The sequence below is a fragment of the Reyranella sp. GW821-FHT12G01 genome, from assembly GCF_058806575.1.
Map to the genome: position 1 here is coordinate 3,177,986 of NZ_JBXAPV010000001.1, position 16,754 is coordinate 3,194,739.

Here is a 16,754-nt window from a genome sequence, read left to right on the forward strand (position 1 = left end):
CTTTCAAAGGGTTTGACCGCCATGAAGGGCAATTTTTACGAGAACGAGCGCGTGGCGCTGTTCATCGACGGCGCCAATCTCTACTCGGCCGCGCGTTCCCTGGGCTTCGACATCGACTACCGCCGCCTCCTGAAGGTCTTCCGGGAAAAGGGCCGGCTGGTTCGTGCCTACTACTACACCGCCCTGGTCGAGGATCAGGAATATTCGCCGATCCGCCCGCTGATCGATTGGCTGGATTACAACGGCTACACCATGGTCACCAAGCCGGCCAAGGAATTCACCGATGCCATGGGTCGCCGCAAGATCAAGGGCAACATGGACATCGAGTTGGCCATCGACGTGCTCGAAATGGCCGACCATCTCGACCACGTGATTCTGTTCTCGGGCGACGGCGACTTCCGCCGGCTGGTCGAGGCGGTGCAGCGCCGCGGACTCCGCGTCTCGGTCGTCAGCACCATCAAGTCCGCCCCGCCGATGGTGGCCGACGAGCTGCGCCGCCAGGCCGATGACTTCATCGAACTGTCCGAACTCGCGCCCCTGATCGCCCGCAACCCGTCGGAGCGCGCTCCGCGCCCGGCCACCGCGCCTCGTGAATCGGATGCCGAGGACGACGACGCGCCGTCCGAATCGCTGATGCGCTCGGCCTGAGGCCATCCACTTAAGTGCCCGCGCCAGCTTTCGAAGAGCCGCCGCTCGATTGCCCGCGCTGTCCGAGGCTCGCGGACTTCCGTCACGACCTGCAGGGCAAGCATCCCGACTGGAAGAACGCGCCCGTACGTTCGTTCGGCAAGCTCGACGCACGGCTGCTGATCGTCGGACTGGCGCCGGGCATGAAGGGCGCCAACCGCACCGGCCGTCCCTTCACCGGCGACTATGCCGGCGACCTCCTCTACTCGACCCTGCTGAAGTTCGGCTTCGCGAAGGGCGTCTTCCGCGCCGATCCCAATGACGGGCTGGAACTGGTCGACTGCCGCATCGCCAACGCGGTGCGCTGCCTGCCGCCGGAAAACAAGCCGCTGCCGATCGAGTTCACCGCCTGCCGTCCGTTCCTGCAGGCCGAACTGGCCGTCATGCCGGAACTGAAGATTCTCGTGGCGCTGGGCAAGGGCGCCCACGACCAGATCCTGCGCGCCCTGACGGTGCGACCGGCCGGCGCCTATCCGTTCATCCATAACCGGCTGCACAAGCTACCGACGGGCCTGATGCTCGCCGACAGCTATCACTGCTCGCGCTACAACACGAACACCGGCCGGCTCACGACCGAGATGTTCCACCAGGTCTTCGACGGCGTCCGCAAGGCGCTGGACGCCTGAAACCTAGAGCGCTGCTTCGATCGCCGAGGTGATCTCGCTGGAGGACGGACGTACGCGGCTGGGCCAGGCGCCCAGCAGGCTGCCGTCCTTGCCGATCAGGTATTTGTGGAAGTTCCACTTGGGCGCGGCGCCCTCGCCTGCCTCGGCGGCGATCCAGCGATAGAGCGGATGCGCCTCGGCGCCGATCACCTTCTGCTTCGCGGTGAGCGGAAAGCCTACGCCGTACATCGACTCGCAGAACTTCGCGATCTCGCCCTGGCTGCGCGGCTCCTGCGCGCCGAAGTCGTTCGACGGCACGCCCAGCACGACGAGGCCCTTGGGGCCGTAGGTCTCATGCAGCTTCTGCAGGTCGGTGTATTGCGGCGTGAACCCGCAATAGGAGGCGACGTTCACCAGCAGGACGGGCTTGCCGGCGAGGCTCTTGAGATCGAGCGGCTTGCCGTCGATCGCGGTGAAGGAGAAGTCGTGCGCGCCCATCGTAAACCGCCTCCCGTCAGATTTCGTCGTCGTAGCGCTGCTCCCGCCACGGGTCGCCGTAATTGTGATAGCCGCGCACTTCCCAGAAGCCCGGCTTGTCCATGATGGAGAATTCGATGCGCTTGATCCACTTGGCGCTCTTCCAGAAATAGAGCTTCGGGATCACGACCCGCAGCGGCCCGCCATGCTCGCGGCTGATCGGCTCGCCGTTCCAGCTCCAGACGAGCATGACGTCCTCGGCCGCGAAGTCGGCCAGCGGCACGTTGGTCTTGTAGGTGTCGTAGGAGTGGAAGATCACATGCTCGGCCGACGCCTTGGGCTTCACCAGGGCGATCAGGTCGCGGGCGCTGACGCCCTCCCATTTGTTGTCGTAGCGCGACCAGGCCGTGACGCAGTGAATGTCGGTCGTGAGTTCGGTCTTCGGCAGCGTCTTGAATTCGTCCCATGTCAGGGTGACGGGATTCTCGACCTCGCCGTCGACGAACAGGCGCCACGCGTGCGTCGGGATCTCGGGCTGGATGCCGAGGTCGAGGACGGGCCAGGTCTCGACCAGGCGTTGACCCGGCGGCAAGCGCTCGGCGGGAGCAGCCGTCGTACCGGTCAGCAGGCGACCGTCCTCGGCCCACTTCTGCTTGGCGTCGATCAGCTTCGTCTTCAGCGTCCCGGACAGGGTGACATCGTCGTCGGCCATGGAACCTCTCAGATGCTGCGACCCGCTTTCTCCCAGTAGGGCGCCCGAAGCTTGCGTTTGAATATCTTGCCCGAATCCTCGCGCGGCAGGGCCGCGCTGAACTCGACCACCCTGGGCACTTTGTAGCGTGCCAGATGCTCCGCAAGATAGGCACGAACCGCGCCGGCATCGAGGGTCACGCCGCCGGCCGGCTCGACATGGGCGCAAATCTGCTCGCCGAATTCCTCGTCCGGGATGCCGAACACCGCGCAGTCGCGCACGCCCGGCATCTGGATCAGCGCGCCCTCGATCTCCGCCGGATAGATGTTCACGCCGCCCGAGATGATCATGTCGCGCTTGCGATCGCACAGGAACAGGAAGCCATCTGCGTCGAGATAGCCCACGTCGCCCACCGTCACGAGATCTCCCAAGGCGATCTCGCGCCGCTTGGCATCGTCGTTGTTGTAGGTGAACTCTGAAAGATGGGGTCCGCGCAGGTAGATTTCGCCGACCTCGCCCTGCTTCACGTCGCGTCCCTCTTCGTCGACGATGCGCAGGATGCCGCCGGGCACCATCCGACCGACGGTGCCAGGCTTGCGCAGGGCTTCTTCAGAACCGTGCCAGACGACGACGCCGGTTTCGGTCGCGCCGTAGTATTCGTTGATGACCGGTCCCCACCATTCGATCATCTGCCGCTTCACGGCGGGCGCGCACGGCGCCGCGCCGTGGCTGACAAACCGCAGCGACGAGACGTCGTAGCGCTGGCGCACGTCGGCAGGCAGCCGCAGCAGGCGCACGAACATCGTCGGCACGATGTGCATGTGGGTGATCCCGTGCTTGGCGATCAGCCGCAGCATGTCCTCAGCCTCGAAGCGCGGCTGCAGCACCATGTGCAGGCCAAGCCGCGCACTCGCCATGCCGTAGGCGGCGGGCGCAGAGTGATACATCGGACCGTTCATCAGGACGACGATCGCGGGATCGGGCTTCAGCCCCCAGAACATTGCGGCTTCCTGCGCGCCCGCGGCCTGCTGTTCGGGCGTGCTGGGCTGGCGACGCACGCCCTTGGGGCGGCCCGTCGTGCCGGACGTGTAGATCATGCTGCCGCGCGCGGCGCGCGGCGGCTCGGTCCGCGGCGGGAAAGCAGCCACGAAGGCGCCCCAGGCTTCGGCGCCGTCGGGCACGCGCAGCTTCTCGGGCGCGACACCATAGGCGGCGGCGATCTCGGCGGGCGTGGGCACCGCGAAGACCTTCACGCTCTCGGGGATGCCGCCGGCAATCTGCGCCAGCAGATCGGTGTGTGCGACCAGCACTGAGGCCCCGCTGTCGCGCAGGATGTAGTTCGCCTCGTCGGGCGTGAAGTGCCAGTTGATCGGCACGGCATAGGCGCCGAGCTGGCTCGCGGCCATGTTGACTTCGAAGGTCGCGAAGTCGTTGCGCAGCATCAGTGCCACGCTGCCGTTCTCGCCGACGCCGATCGCCGACAATCCGCTCGCCGCCCGCGCGGCATTGGCCTGGATCTCCGCCCAACTCCGGAACCGGTCGCCTGCCGTAACGCCTGCCGTCATCGTTTCTTCCCTGTTTTCTTTGGGGGCGCCATCGCACCCTTGAACATCAGCATGCCGTGGAAGCCCGCCAGCGTCCGGATATCCGGCGCGTGATCGAGCATGCCGGCCTGCTGCAGCATGACCAGCCCGTGCGCGGCCGCCCACATCGACCAGCCGTACAGCGCGGGATCGACGTCGATCAGCCCCGCCTTCGCCATCTCCTCAGCCTGGAGCGTCACGAAGCCGCGCGCCCGCTGGGCCTCGCGCATCAGGTCGGGATGCTCGTCGCTTATCGGCTGGTCGATCTCGAACATGATGCGGTAGGCGTGGCGATGCTCGGCGGCAAAGCGCAGATAGGCGTCGCCGACGCGGCGGGCGCTGTCGAGCGGCCCCTCCCCCTTGGAAGCGGCGGCCTCGAGCGCATCGGCGAAACGGCCGAACGCCTCCGCCCGCACCGTCGCCAGGATGTCGGCCTTGTCCTTGAAATAGCGATAGGGCGTCTTCGGGCTACAGCCCAGCGCCTCGGCGAGCTGGCGCATGGTGACGCCCTCGTAGCCGAAGCGGGCGAAACGCTCGGTGGCGACCCGGCACAATTCGGCGCGGAAGTCGGCGATGTCTTTTTCGGTCAGATAACGCGGCATCGGAGGCTTTCCATACACACTGTGTACGAAAAAGCCCCCGTCAGGTCAAATCCTGTCGTCGGTCAGGCCGTCTCGGCGAACAGCTCGCGGCCGATCAGCATGCGGCGGATCTCGCTGGTGCCGGCGCCGATCTCGTAGAGCTTGGCGTCGCGCAGCAGGCGGCCCGCCGGATAGTCGTTGATGTAGCCGTTGCCCCCCAGGAGCTGGATTGCGTCGAGCGCGATCAGGGTCGCCTTCTCGGCGGCGTAGAGGATCGCGCCGGCCGAATCCTTGCGCGTGGTCTGGCCGCGGTCGCAGGCCTTGGCGACGGCATACACATACGACTTGCAGGCGTTCATCGTGGTGTACATGTCGGCGAGCTTGCCCTGCACGAGCTGGAACTCGCCGATCGCCTGGCCGAACTGCTTACGCTCGTGGACGTAAGGAACGACGATGTCCATCGCCGCCTGCATGATGCCGATCGGCCCCGCCGCCAGCACGGCGCGCTCGTAGTCGAGGCCGCTCATCAGCACGTTGACGCCCTTGCCGACCGCGCCCAGCACGTTCTCCTCGGGGATCTCGCAATCCTCGAACACCAGCTCGCCGGTCGACGAGCCGCGCATGCCCATCTTGTCGAGCTTCTGCGCGACCTTGAAGCCCTTGCGGTCGGTCTCGACGATGAAGGTGGTGATGCCGCGCGACCCTGCCGCCGGATCGGTCTTGGCGTAGACCACGATCAACTGCGCATCGGGGCTGTTGGTGATCCACATCTTGGTGCCGTTCAGGACGTAGCGGTCGCCCTTCTTCTCGGCCCGCAGCTTCATCGACACGACGTCGGAGCCCGCGCCCGACTCGCTCATCGCGAGGCTGCCGACATGCTCGCCGGAGATCAGCTTCGGCAGGAAGCGCTTCTTCTGCTTGTCGGTGCCGGTGCGGCGGATCTGGTTGATGCAGAGGTTCGAGTGCGCGCCATAGCTCAGGCCGACCGCGGCCGAGGCGCGGCTGATCTCTTCCACGGCGATGACATGCTCGAGATAGCCGAGGCCGGAGCCGCCGAACTCCTCCTCGACGGTGATGCCGTGCAGGCCGAGCTCGCCCATCTTGGGCCAGAGTTCGCGCGGGAAGCGGTCGCTCTTGTCGATTTCGGCGGCGATCGGCGCGACTTCGCTGGAAGCGAAACGCTGGACCTGGTCGCGCAGCGCGTCGGCGGTCTCGCCCAGGCCGAAGTCGAACGGCGGCATCGCATTCGGGATCATGATCTGTCTTACCTGTTGAATGGACTAGGACTTGGAGCCGAGCTTGACGTGGATGCGGACCAGCTTCCACTCGCCATCCGACGGGATGAACTCCAGCTCGAACAGCAGTTTGGAGGGTTCGGTCGGGAAGCTGCCCTTCGCCACCAGCTTGCCGTCCCCGTCGATCGCGGGCGCCGGATCGTAAGCGGGCTTCATGGCGGCGATGATGTCGAAGTCGGCGTTGTTCTGGCTGAACTCCCTGAACGTCTCCTTGAGCTTCTCCGGCGAGAATTGCTGGCGGAACGGCTTGGAGAGCTTGGCATGCAGCACCGAATAGTTTCCGGTCACGTTGGCGTCGTTCAGGGTGAGCAGCGACGCCTTGACCAGGGTTTCCAGGATGCGATCGGGCGGCACCTTGTTCTGCGCCTGCACCGCCGTTGCGGTCAGCAGCAGGACGAACGCACCCACCAGGCGAACGATTGCCGACATGAAGGACCTCCGCCGGAAACGATACCTCAAAGCAGGAAGATCGTCGCCAGTCCGAGGAAGGTCAGGAAGCCGGTCACGTCGGTGACCATGGTCAGGAAAACAGTCGACGAGACGGCAGGATCGACGCCGAATTTCTGCAGGCCGAGCGGGATCAATGAACCCGCGAGCGCCGCGGCCAGCAGGTTGCAGATCATGGCGGCGGCAATCACGCCACCCAGCCGCCAGTCGTGGAACACCAGGATCACGCCGATGGCCAGCAGCGCGGCGAACAACAGCCCGTTCAGGCCGCCGACCACCGCCTCCTTGCCGATGAAGCGCAGCACGTTGGCCGCCGTCAGCTCGCCCATGGCCAGCGCCCGAACCGTCACGGTGACGGTCTGGATGCCGGCGTTGCCGCCCATCGACGCCACGATCGGCATGAGGACGGCCAGGATCACGATCTTCTCGATCGTGCCCTCGAACTGGCCGATGACGCAGGACGCCACTAGCGCGGTGGCGACGTTGACCAGCAGCCACGGTGCCCTCAGCCAGGTCGTGCGCAGCGTGTCGGCGTGCATGTCGTCGGAACCGACGCCGCCCATCTTCAGCAGGTCTTCCTCCGCTTCCTCGTCGATCACGTCGACGACGTCGTCGACCATGATCACGCCCTGCAGCCGGCCGTCGTCGTCGACGACCGGACAGGAGACCAGGTTCTTGTCGCGGAAGACGTGCGCCACCTCGGCCTGGTCGGCCATCGCCGGCAGCGACGGGATGTCGGGATCGACGATGTCGAGGATCGGCACGGGCCGCTTGGTGCGCAGCATGCGGCCGAGCGGCACCGATCCGCGCAGCCGCCCCGCCCCGTCGACGACAAAGATGTCGTAGACGTCATCGGGCAGGTCAGTCGCCTCGCGGCAGAAGTCGATCACCTGGCCCACGGTCCAGCTGTCGGCGACCTTGACCAGCGAGCGCTGCATGAGGCGCCCGGCTGTATCCTCGGGGTAAGCCAAGGCGCGCTCGATGTCGGCGCGCTCCTCGGCTGGCAGCTCCGCCAGGACCTCCTGCCGTTCGTCCTCTGACAGGTCCTCGAGGATGGTGGCCGCGTCGTCGGCCTCGAGTTCGCGCGCGGCGGCCGCGATTTCCTTGCTGTCGAGCTGGTCGAGAACGTCCTCGAGGACTTCCTCGTCGAGCTCGGTCAGGGTTTCGGGGTCGAGGTCGGCCTTGAGGATGCCGATCAGCGTGTCGCGCTCGGCTTCCGAAATCTGTTCGAGGATCGAGGCCTGGCCGGTGGCGCTGAGATTGGCCAGCAGCTCCCGCGCTTCTTCCGGCCTGTTTTCGACGAGGGCCGCCTCGACACGCCGAACGAGTTCCGGCGTCACTTCATCGACGAGATCGATCTCGCCGCTCATCCACGCGCCTCGGCGAGGCGTTGCGCTTCGACCACCGCCAGGGCGGTCATGTTGAGGATGCCGCGGGCGGTGACCGACGGCGTCAGCACATGCGCCGGCAGGTCGGTGCCGAGCAGCATCGGCCCGATATGCAGACCGTCGGCGCCGTCCTTCAGCAGGTTGAAGGAGATGTTGGCGGAGTCGAGCGACGGACAGACGACCAGATTCGCCACTTCCTTGAGCTTGGAGCGCGGGAAGACGCCCTGGCGGATCTCGGTGTCCAGTGCGGCATCGCCGTGCATCTCGCCGTCGACCTCGAGCGTCGGCGCGCGCTGGTGCAGGATCTTGACCGCCGCGGCCATCTTCTTGGCCGAGGGATGGTCGGAGCTGCCGAAGCTCGAATGCGAGATCAGCGCGACCTTGGGCTGGATGCCGAAGCGCAGCACCTCGTCCGCCGCCAGCAGCGTGATCTCGGCCAGCGTCTCGGGATCGGGATCGTAGTTCACGTAGGTGTCGGCGATGAACAGCGAGCGGGTCGGCATGACCAGCAGGCTGAGTGCCGCCATATTCTTCACACCCTCGCGCAGGCCGATGACATCGCGCACATGGGCGAGATGGGTGCGGAAGCGGCCATAGGCGCCGGCGATCATCGCGTCGGCGTCGCCGAGCTTCACCGCGAGCGCGGCGATCAGGGTCGGGCTGGAGCGCACGAGGTTGCGCGCCGTCGGCTCGGTGACGCCGCGCCGCTCCATCAGCTCGTGATAGGCGCCCCAGTATTTGTCGTAACGCGGATCGTTGGACGGATCGACGAGTTCGGCATCGACGCCCGGCTGGAAGCGGAGGCCGAGCCGCTCGGCGCGGCGGCGCACGATTTCCGGGCGGCCGATCAGGATCGGCTTGGCGATGCCCTCGTCGAGGATGATCTGCACGGCGCGCAGGACGCGATCGTCCTCGCCCGCGCTGAAGATCACCCGCTTCGGATCGGAGCGCGCCTGCTCGAACACCGGCCGCATGACCAGGCCCGACTTGAAGACGAACTGATTGAGCTGCTGGCGGTAGGCATCGAAGTCGGTGATCGGCCGCGTGGCGACACCGCTGTCCATGGCGGCCTTCGCAACGGCCGGCGCCAGCTCGACGATCAGGCGCGGATCGAACGGCTTGGGAATGATCTGGGTCGGGCCGAAGCCGCCCGCCTGGTCGCCGAAGGCGCGCGCCACCACCTCGGAGGGCTCCTTGCGCGCGAGCGAGGCCAGTGCCCGCACGCAGGCGATCTTCATCTCGTCGTTGACGGTGGTCGCGCCGACATCCAGCGCCCCGCGGAAGATGTAGGGGAAGCAGAGGACGTTGTTGACCTGGTTGGGATAGTCGCTGCGGCCGGTCGCCATGATGGCGTCGTCGCGCACGCTGGCGACATCTTCCGGCGAGATCTCGGGATTGGGATTGGCCAGCGCGAAGATCAGCGGCTTGGCGGCCATGCGGGCCACCATCTCGGGCTTCAGCACGCCGGCGGCCGAGAGGCCCAGGAACACATCGGCCCCCTCGATCACTTCGCCAAGGGTCCGCGCCTGGGTCTCGCGGGAGTAGCGCTCCTTCCACGGGTCCATCAGCTCGTTGCGGCCCTTCCAGACCACGCCAACGATGTCGGTGACCCAGATGTTCTCGCGCGGCAGGCCGAGCTTCTCCAGCACGCCGAGGCAGGACAGCGCCGCGGCGCCCGCACCCGATACGACCAGCTTCACCTTGGCGATGTCCTTGCCGACCAGCGACAGCGCATTCAGCAGCGCGGCGCCGACGATGATGGCGGTGCCATGCTGGTCGTCGTGGAACACCGGGATCTTCATCCGCTCGCGCAGCTTCTGCTCGACGTAGAAGCACTCCGGCGCCTTGATGTCCTCGAGATTGATGCCGCCGAAGGTCGGCTCGAGCGAAGCGACGATGTCGACCAGCTTCTCCTGCTCAAGCTCGGCGATTTCGATGTCGAAGACATCGATGCCGGCGAACTTCTTGAAGAGGACGCCCTTGCCCTCCATCACCGGCTTGGCGGCCAGCGGACCGATGGCACCGAGGCCCAGCACGGCGGTGCCGTTGGTCACGACGGCGACGAGATTGGCTCGCGCGGTGAGTTCGGCGGCCGTCGCGGGATCGCGCACGATCTCGTTGCAGGCGGCCGCGACGCCCGGCGAATAGGCCAGCGAGAGGTCGCGCTGTGTCGCCAGCGGCTTGGTCGGAACGACCTCGATTTTGCCGGGTCTCGGCAGGCGATGGTATCGGAGAGCGCTTTCGCTGAGTTCGTCCGCCAAAACTCGTCTCCCCGCCTCAAAAACAAAAGGGCCGCCGGTTGGGATTTACCAACAGGCGGCGACCTCTCGTCTACCTTTTCGTTTCGATCCGGCGATGGTGCGGCCAAGAAGACTCGAACTTCCACGCCTCGCGGCACTAGCACCTCAAGCTAGCGCGTCTACCAATTCCGCCATGGCCGCGCCGGATCGATGGCGCGGGGGATACCAAATCGCCTCCCCAGTGGCAAGGCGGGCTTGCATGAAGGCCCGGAAGTACCGATTTTGCTGCAATGAACCGGCCCGAATGGCGCATCTCCGACAGCGCCGTCCCCTATGACGAAGCCCTCGCCGCCATGGAAACGCGCGTCGCCGACATCCGTGCGGGACGGGCCAGCGAAATGATCTGGCTGCTGGAGCACCCGCCGCTCTACACGGCCGGCACCAGTGCCCGCACCCAGGACCTGCTGGAACCGGCACGCTTCCCGGTCCATGTAGCGGGCCGCGGCGGCCAATACACCTATCACGGGCCCGGCCAGCGGGTGGCCTATGCGATGCTCGACCTCAGGGCGCGCCGCCAGGACGTGCGCCGCTATGTCTCCGACCTCGAGGAATGGACGATCCGCACTCTGGGCCGCTTCAACGTGAAGGCGGAACGGCGCGTGGGCCGTGTCGGCGTCTGGGTCGTGCGGCCGGACAAGCCGCCTTTGCCCGACGGCACGCCGCGCGAGGACAAGATCGCGGCCATCGGCGTGCGTATTCGCCACTGGGTGGCGTTCCACGGTATCTCGATCAACGTCGAGCCGGATCTTTCGCACTATGCGGGAATCGTTCCTTGCGGCATCGCCGACCATGGCGTGACATCGCTGGTCGATCTCGGCCTGCCGGTGACCCTGGCCGACCTCGACGCGGCGCTGGCCGAGACGTTCGAAGAGGTATTCGGCGAAATCAGGCCGTCGGCAGCCGCGTAAAGCCAGTCGGCAACACATCGAGATCGACCGGCTCGACGTCGACCGCGTCCACCCGCGCCAGCGTCGGTCCGCGCCGGCAGGCTTCGATCATCTTGCCCACGGCGTCTTCGTCGCCCACGACCAGCGCCTCGACCGAGCCGTCCGTGCGGTTGCGCACCCAGCCGCTCACACCGAGCCGCCGGCCGGTCTCGATCGCCCAGTCGCGATAGCCGACGCCCTGGACCCTGCCGCTGATCGCGAGGCGCGCCTGCAGCGTCATGCTCACTCGAACTCGATGATTTTCTGATCGACGCGCAGGCTGTCGCCCGGCATGGAATGCAGCATCTTGACGACGCCATCGCGCGTGGCGCGCAGCACGTTCTCCATCTTCATCGCTTCGACGACGGCCAGCGCCTCGCCCGCCTTGACCTCCTGCCCCTCGTTGACCGCGACCGAGGCGAGCAGGCCCGGCATTGGCGCCAGCAGGAACTTCGACGTGTCGGGCGTGGTCTTGACCGGCATCAGCGCGTAGAGCTCGGCCTGCCGCGGCGTCAGCACCAGCGCATCCGCCTGCCCGCCCTCGTGCATCAGGCGCCAGCCCGATCCCTGCACATCGACCTGCACCACGACCGCCTGTCCATCGACGAGACCGCGCAACAGCGGGTCGCCGGGGGCCCAGTCGGTTTCGATCGCAAGCTTCCGCTCGCCGACGGTGATCGCGTAGTGCCCGTATTGTCCGACCACGGACAGAGGCACGGGCTCATGGTTCAGGATGACGACCTTGTCTTCATCCGGCGGGATCAGCTCCGAATAGGGCTTGTACCGATCCGGCAACCTGGCCGGCCGGCTCGAGCGCCCGCGTTCGCTGCTCGCGAGGTCCAGCACGGCGGCCATGGCAGCGAGCACCACTGGATCCTTCGGCGGCAAATGCTTGGCCGTGAAGCCGCCCTTGAATTCCTCGGCGATGAAGTTGGTCGTGAGATTGCCGGCCACGAAGCGCGGATGCGCCATCAACGCCGCCAGGAACGGCACGTTGTGCGCCACGCCGCGCACGTAGAACTCGTCGAGGGCACGGCGCATGCGGCCGATCGCGTCGGTGCGTGTCTCGCCGTAGCTGCAAAGCTTGGCGATCATCGGATCGTAGAAGGCAGAAATCTCGCCGCCCTCGAAGACGCCGGTATCGACCCGCACGTCGAGGCCGGGCGCGGGCTCGCGATACTTCACGAGGCGCCCCGTGGAGGGCAGGAAGTTGCGGAACGGATCCTCGGCATAGAGCCGCGCCTCGACGGCCCACCCCTTGAGCTTCACGTCCTTCTGCTGCAGCGGCAGCCTCTCGCCCGCCGCCACGCGGATCATCAGCTCGACCAGGTCGAGGCCGGTGATCAGCTCGGTCACCGGATGCTCGACCTGCAGGCGCGTGTTCATCTCGAGGAAGTAGAACTTGCGGTGCTTGTCGACGATGAACTCGACGGTGCCGGCGCTCTTGTACTTGACGGCCTTGGCCAGGGCGACGGCCTGCTCGCCCATCGCCTTGCGCGTCCTGGCGTCGAGGAACGGGCTCGGCGCCTCCTCGATCACCTTCTGGTGGCGGCGCTGGATCGAGCACTCGCGCTCCCAGAGGTAGACGCACTCGCCACGCCCGTCGGCCATGAGCTGGATCTCGATGTGCCGCGGCTCCTCGATGTACTTCTCGATGAAGACGCGATCGTCGGCGAACGAGGCCTTGGCCTCGCTGCTCGCCGATCCGAATCCCTCATGCGCCTCGGCGTCGTTGTAGGCGATGCGCATGCCCTTGCCGCCGCCGCCGGCCGAGGCCTTGATCATGACCGGGTAGCCGATCTTCTGGGCGATCTTCACCGCTTCGTCGGCGTTGGGAATGGCCGCCAGATGGCCAGGCACGGTGCTGACGCCGGCCTTCTGTGCGAGCTTCTTGGACTCGATCTTGTCGCCCATCGCGTGGATGGCGCGGGCATTGGGCCCGATGAAGACGATGCCTTCCTGCACCAGGGCCTTCTGGAAGTCCTGGTTTTCCGAGAGGAAGCCGTAGCCCGGATGCACGGCCTGGGCGCCGGTCTGCTTGCAGGCCGCCACGATCCTGTCGATCTGCAGGTAGGACTGCGCCGAGGGCGCCGGCCCGATCAGCACCGCTTCATCGGCCTCGCGCACATGCAGCGCGCCGGCATCGGCTTCCGAATAGACCGCCACGGTCTTGATCCCGAGCCGCTTGCAGGTGCGGATGACGCGGCAGGCGATCTCGCCGCGATTTGCGATGAGGATCTTGTCGAACAGCGGACCGCCCGGGACAGGTTTGCGGACCGGAGCCTTCTTCGGGACGACGCTCTTCGACCTGCTGGCGCCTTTCGCGGTCTTCGCGACCTTCTTCCTGGCGGCCATTCTCACGTTCCTTCTTTGCTGCGATCGAAGACACCCCTGGCCCACAACGAATGGGCGATGATCAGGGGCAGCCAGACGATGAGGACCCAGAGCCACCACGGATACTGGCGGCTCACGATGAAGTTGAGCGGGATGATCACGAGCAGCGTCAGCAGGCCCACGATCTGGTGCTTGCGAACGATCCGGGTGCGCCTCACGCGCTCTTCGGGCGACAGGTGAACCACGTTCCGATCACAGAGGCAGGTTGCCGTGCTTGCGCCACGGATTCTCGAGCTTCTTGGTCTCGAGCGTGGCCAGCGCCTTGCAGATCCGGCGGCGCGTGCCGTGCGGCATGATCACGTCGTCGATGAAGCCGCGCCGGGCGGCCACGAACGGATTGGCGAACTTCTCGCGATATTCCTCGGTGCGCGCCGCGATCTTCTCGGCGTCGCCGAGGTCCGAGCGGAAGATGATCTCGACCGCGCCCTTAGCGCCCATCACCGCGATCTCCGCGCCCGGCCAGGCGTAGTTCACATCGCCGCGCAGGTGCTTGGACGCCATCACGTCGTAGGCGCCGCCATAGGCCTTGCGGGTGATCACCGTCACCTTAGGCACCGTCGCCTCGGCATAGGCATAGAGCAGCTTGGCGCCGTGCTTGATGATGCCGCCATATTCCTGCGTCGTGCCCGGCAGGAAGCCCGGCACGTCGACCAAAGTCACGATCGGGATGTTGAAGGCGTCGCAGAAGCGCACGAAGCGTCCGGCCTTGCGCGAGCTGTCGATGTCGAGGCAGCCCGCCAGCACCATCGGCTGGTTGGCGACGAAGCCCACCGTGCGCCCGTCCATGCGGCCGAAGCCGATCACCATGTTCGCCGCCCACTCGGGCGCGAGCTCGAAGAAATCGCCCTCGTCGACGATCTTCAGGATCAGTTCCTTGATGTCGTACGGCTTGTTGGGATTCTCCGGCACCAGCGTGTCGAGCGAGGCATCGTCGCGGTCGGCCGGATCGATCGTCGCGCGGACCGGCGCCTTCTCGCGGTTGTTCAGCGGCAGGAAATCGATAAAGCGGCGAAGCTGCAGCAGCGCGTCGATGTCGTTCTCGAAGGCAAGATCGGCGACGCCCGACTTCTGCGTGTGCGTGAGCGCACCGCCCAGCTCCTCCTGCGTCACGGTCTCGTGCGTGACGGTCTTCACCACGTCGGGACCCGTGACGAACATGTAGGAACTGTCCTTCACCATGAAGATGAAGTCGGTGATGGCTGGCGAGTAGACCGCACCGCCGGCGCAGGGTCCCATGATCATCGAGATCTGCGGAATGACGCCCGAGGCCAGCACGTTGCGCTGGAACACGTCGGCATAGCCCGCGAGCGAGTCGACACCCTCCTGGATGCGGGCGCCACCGGAGTCGTTCAGGCCGAGCAGCGGCGCGCCGACCTTCATCGCCATGTCCATGACTTTGCAGATCTTGGCGGCATGCATGCCCGACAGGGCGCCGCCGAAGACCGTGAAGTCCTGGCTGTACACATAGACGAGGCGGCCGTTGATCGTGCCGTGGCCGGTGACCACGCCGTCGCCCGGGATCTTCTGGCCCTCCATGCCGAAGTCGGTCGAGCGATGCTCGACGAACATGTCGTATTCCTCGAACGAACCGGCATCGAGCAGCACTTCGATGCGCTCGCGGGCCGTCAGCTTGCCCTTGGCATGCTGCGTGTCGACACGGCGCGGGCCGCCGCCCTGACGCGCCGCCTCGCGCCTGCGCTCGAGCTCCTGCAACATTTTCTGCATCGATATCTCCGGCCTTCAAGGGTCAGTTTTCGGCCAATCGCGCGGTTGCGTCTAGCGGAGGAATCGCTTCTCGTTGTCCTTGACCGTTCCCATGCCCTGCAAATCGAAGACCTCATCGACCGTGGGTATCTTCGCCTCGACGCCGTGGATGCCGCCATCCTTGCGGATCTGCGCGAAGGTCGCGCGCATCGCGCCGACCGAGGCACGGATCGCGTGGTTGCCCCAGATCAGCAGCCCGACCTTCTTCAGCTCCCTCACCCGCGCCACTGTCATCTGCGGATAGGCGGTCGGCACCAGCGCGATCGGCACCTTGCCGTCCCACGCCTTGATGAAGGCCTCGATCTCGTCCGGCGTCTTCTGCTTGGAATGGACGAGGATCAGGTCGGCGCCCGCGGCCTCATAGGCCCGCGCGCGCTTCAGCGCCTCGTCCTGGCCGAGACCGGCGATCAGCGCTTCGGTGCGGGCCACGACGACGAGATCGGGATCGCGGCGGGCCGAGCGGGCCGCCTCGATCTTGCCCTGGAATTCTTCGATCCGGACCATGTCCTGCCGGCCGCCCGCGATCAGGCTGGTGACCTTGGGGAAGCTCTTGTCCTCCATCACGATCGCACCGACGCCGGCGCGCTCGTACTGCTCCACGGCGTAGAGCACGTTGATGGCGTTGCCGAAGCCGGTGTCGATGTCGGCCACCACCGGCAGGCCCGACCGATCGGCCATGGCGCGGGTCATGTCGAGATGCTGGGTCATCGACACGACGCTGACGTCCGGCACGCCGTACATCGCGGAGAGTTCGAAGCCCGACGCCCAGATCGCATCGAAGCCCGCTTCGGCCGCGAGCATCGCCGACAGCGGGCTGTGCGCCGCCATCGCCTCGACGAGTCCGTTCTTCGCCATAACCTGCCGCAGCCTGGTGCCCGCTCCCATGATCCCTCTCTCAGCCGCGCAGACGCGCGTTTTCCAATAATGAAAGGAAGCGCGCACCCGCCTCGATATCCCGACGCACGCCTTCGCGTTGTTTCTCCGCCGTCGGATCGTCGCCCCAGCGATCGATCTGGTAAAGCTCGTCGGTCTGCGCGGCTTCAAAAGCGCCGACCGCATCGAGACGGCCATCCGACACCGCCAGCGCGATCACGACCGATCCCGCGATGTGCGTGAGATTGTAGAGCGCCGACAAAGCGAGATCGCCGTGCGCGGCCACTGCCTCGTGCAGCTTCGCTTTCGCCTCCTCCGCCTGTTCGACGAAGCCGATACCCTCGACATTGACGAGACGGGCGCCATGGCGTTCCGCAGCCCAATCGAGCAACGGCTGCCAGCGATCCCGCTGAAGCTTCACCAGACTGTCCGGCGCCGAAGCGCGGTAGCAGAGCAGATCCGACCCCGCATACTTCGACGTATCGGTGATCACCTCGGCGCGGCGCGTGACGACGCGGTCGATGCCGGTCGCCGCCAGCCGCGTGAGCGGCAGGTGGGCGGCGTTGATCTCGGCCTTCTCCGGGACACCGGCCCATTCGGCGGCGATCGCCTCGGCCAGCGCGCGCGTCGGCACGACCAGTGTCGCCTTCGCCGGCGTGCGCATCGGCTTACCATCGAGCAGGACGCGAAAACCGCCTTCGCCCTCGTCGACCGCCGTCTCTTTGTAAAAGCGCTTCATTCAG

General features: G+C 66.3%; 17 protein-coding genes and 1 tRNA gene. 3 read left to right on the top strand and 15 right to left on the bottom strand.

The window, feature by feature from the left end; all coding sequences use genetic code 11:
- Positions 1-21: 21 nt before the first annotated feature.
- On the top strand, positions 22-648 hold the full coding sequence (locus tag AC1RP5_RS15300) for a LabA-like NYN domain-containing protein (protein ID WP_493111852.1): 627 nt from the start codon (positions 22-24) through the stop codon (positions 646-648).
- Positions 649-662: 14 nt separating this feature from the next.
- Positions 663-1,313 (top strand): uracil-DNA glycosylase, encoded by a 651-nt coding sequence (locus AC1RP5_RS15305; protein WP_493111853.1) that lies wholly within the window; start codon positions 663-665, stop codon positions 1,311-1,313.
- A gap of 3 nt (positions 1,314-1,316) precedes the next feature.
- Here the strand turns inward: AC1RP5_RS15305 and AC1RP5_RS15310 are convergent, their stop codons facing one another.
- From AC1RP5_RS15310 to AC1RP5_RS15350, 9 genes are all read right to left on the bottom strand, one after another.
- A complete protein-coding gene (locus AC1RP5_RS15310; RefSeq protein ID WP_493111854.1) occupies positions 1,317-1,790 on the bottom strand; it encodes a glutathione peroxidase in 474 nt (157 codons plus the stop codon).
- 16 nt (positions 1,791-1,806) lie between these two features.
- Complete coding sequence (locus tag AC1RP5_RS15315; protein ID WP_493111855.1) at positions 1,807-2,481, bottom strand: sulfite oxidase-like oxidoreductase; 675 nt, start codon at positions 2,479-2,481, stop codon at positions 1,807-1,809.
- An 8-nt stretch (positions 2,482-2,489) separates the two neighbouring features.
- Complete coding sequence (locus AC1RP5_RS15320; protein WP_493111857.1) at positions 2,490-4,025, bottom strand: acyl-CoA synthetase; 1,536 nt, start codon at positions 4,023-4,025, stop codon at positions 2,490-2,492.
- Positions 4,022-4,645, bottom strand: coding sequence for a TetR/AcrR family transcriptional regulator (locus AC1RP5_RS15325; RefSeq protein ID WP_493111859.1), 624 nt, complete (start codon positions 4,643-4,645; stop codon positions 4,022-4,024). Before AC1RP5_RS15325 ends, AC1RP5_RS15320 begins: the two co-directional genes overlap by 4 nt.
- A 62-nt stretch (positions 4,646-4,707) precedes the next feature.
- A complete protein-coding gene (locus AC1RP5_RS15330) occupies positions 4,708-5,880 on the bottom strand; it encodes an isovaleryl-CoA dehydrogenase (RefSeq protein ID WP_493111861.1) in 1,173 nt (390 codons plus the stop codon).
- Between the two features lie 24 nt (positions 5,881-5,904).
- Positions 5,905-6,348 carry a hypothetical protein gene (locus AC1RP5_RS15335; protein ID WP_493111863.1) on the bottom strand — a complete coding sequence of 148 codons (444 nt, stop codon included), beginning with the start codon at positions 6,346-6,348 and terminating at the stop codon, positions 5,905-5,907.
- 26 nt (positions 6,349-6,374) lie between these two features.
- Positions 6,375-7,736 carry a magnesium transporter gene (mgtE, locus tag AC1RP5_RS15340; protein WP_493111865.1) on the bottom strand — a complete coding sequence of 454 codons (1,362 nt, stop codon included), beginning with the start codon at positions 7,734-7,736 and terminating at the stop codon, positions 6,375-6,377.
- Entirely contained in the window at positions 7,733-10,015 is a 2,283-nt protein-coding gene (locus AC1RP5_RS15345) for an NADP-dependent malic enzyme (protein ID WP_493111867.1), read from the bottom strand. The genes mgtE and AC1RP5_RS15345 overlap by 4 nt, the downstream gene beginning before the upstream one ends.
- A gap of 95 nt (positions 10,016-10,110) precedes the next feature.
- Positions 10,111-10,195: transfer RNA gene (locus AC1RP5_RS15350), tRNA-Leu, on the bottom strand.
- Positions 10,196-10,284: 89 nt separating this feature from the next.
- Between AC1RP5_RS15350 and lipB the strand changes: the two genes are divergently transcribed.
- Entirely contained in the window at positions 10,285-10,962 is a 678-nt protein-coding gene (lipB, locus tag AC1RP5_RS15355) for a lipoyl(octanoyl) transferase LipB (protein ID WP_493111869.1), read from the top strand.
- Here lipB and AC1RP5_RS15360 read toward each other — a convergent pair.
- The 6 genes from AC1RP5_RS15360 to AC1RP5_RS15385 form a co-directional block, all read right to left on the bottom strand.
- Positions 10,940-11,221 (bottom strand): acylphosphatase, encoded by a 282-nt coding sequence (locus AC1RP5_RS15360; RefSeq protein ID WP_493113370.1) that lies wholly within the window; start codon positions 11,219-11,221, stop codon positions 10,940-10,942. The two genes, lipB and AC1RP5_RS15360, sit on opposite strands and share 23 nt — an antisense overlap.
- A 2-nt stretch (positions 11,222-11,223) precedes the next feature.
- On the bottom strand, positions 11,224-13,230 hold the full coding sequence (locus AC1RP5_RS15365; protein WP_493113372.1) for an acetyl-CoA carboxylase biotin carboxylase subunit: 2,007 nt from the start codon (positions 13,228-13,230) through the stop codon (positions 11,224-11,226).
- Positions 13,231-13,337: 107 nt separating this feature from the next.
- Positions 13,338-13,532 carry a hypothetical protein gene (locus AC1RP5_RS15370; protein ID WP_493111871.1) on the bottom strand — a complete coding sequence of 65 codons (195 nt, stop codon included), beginning with the start codon at positions 13,530-13,532 and terminating at the stop codon, positions 13,338-13,340.
- A gap of 34 nt (positions 13,533-13,566) precedes the next feature.
- The gene (locus AC1RP5_RS15375; protein ID WP_493111872.1) at positions 13,567-15,099 is read right to left on the bottom strand and encodes an acyl-CoA carboxylase subunit beta; all 1,533 of its coding nucleotides are present in this window, start codon (positions 15,097-15,099) and stop codon (positions 13,567-13,569) included.
- 51 nt (positions 15,100-15,150) lie between these two features.
- Entirely contained in the window at positions 15,151-16,023 is an 873-nt protein-coding gene (locus tag AC1RP5_RS15380; protein ID WP_493111873.1) for a phosphonopyruvate hydrolase, read from the bottom strand.
- Between the two features lie 10 nt (positions 16,024-16,033).
- On the bottom strand, positions 16,034-16,750 hold the full coding sequence (locus tag AC1RP5_RS15385; protein ID WP_493111875.1) for an ATP12 family chaperone protein: 717 nt from the start codon (positions 16,748-16,750) through the stop codon (positions 16,034-16,036).
- Positions 16,751-16,754 lie beyond the last annotated feature (4 nt).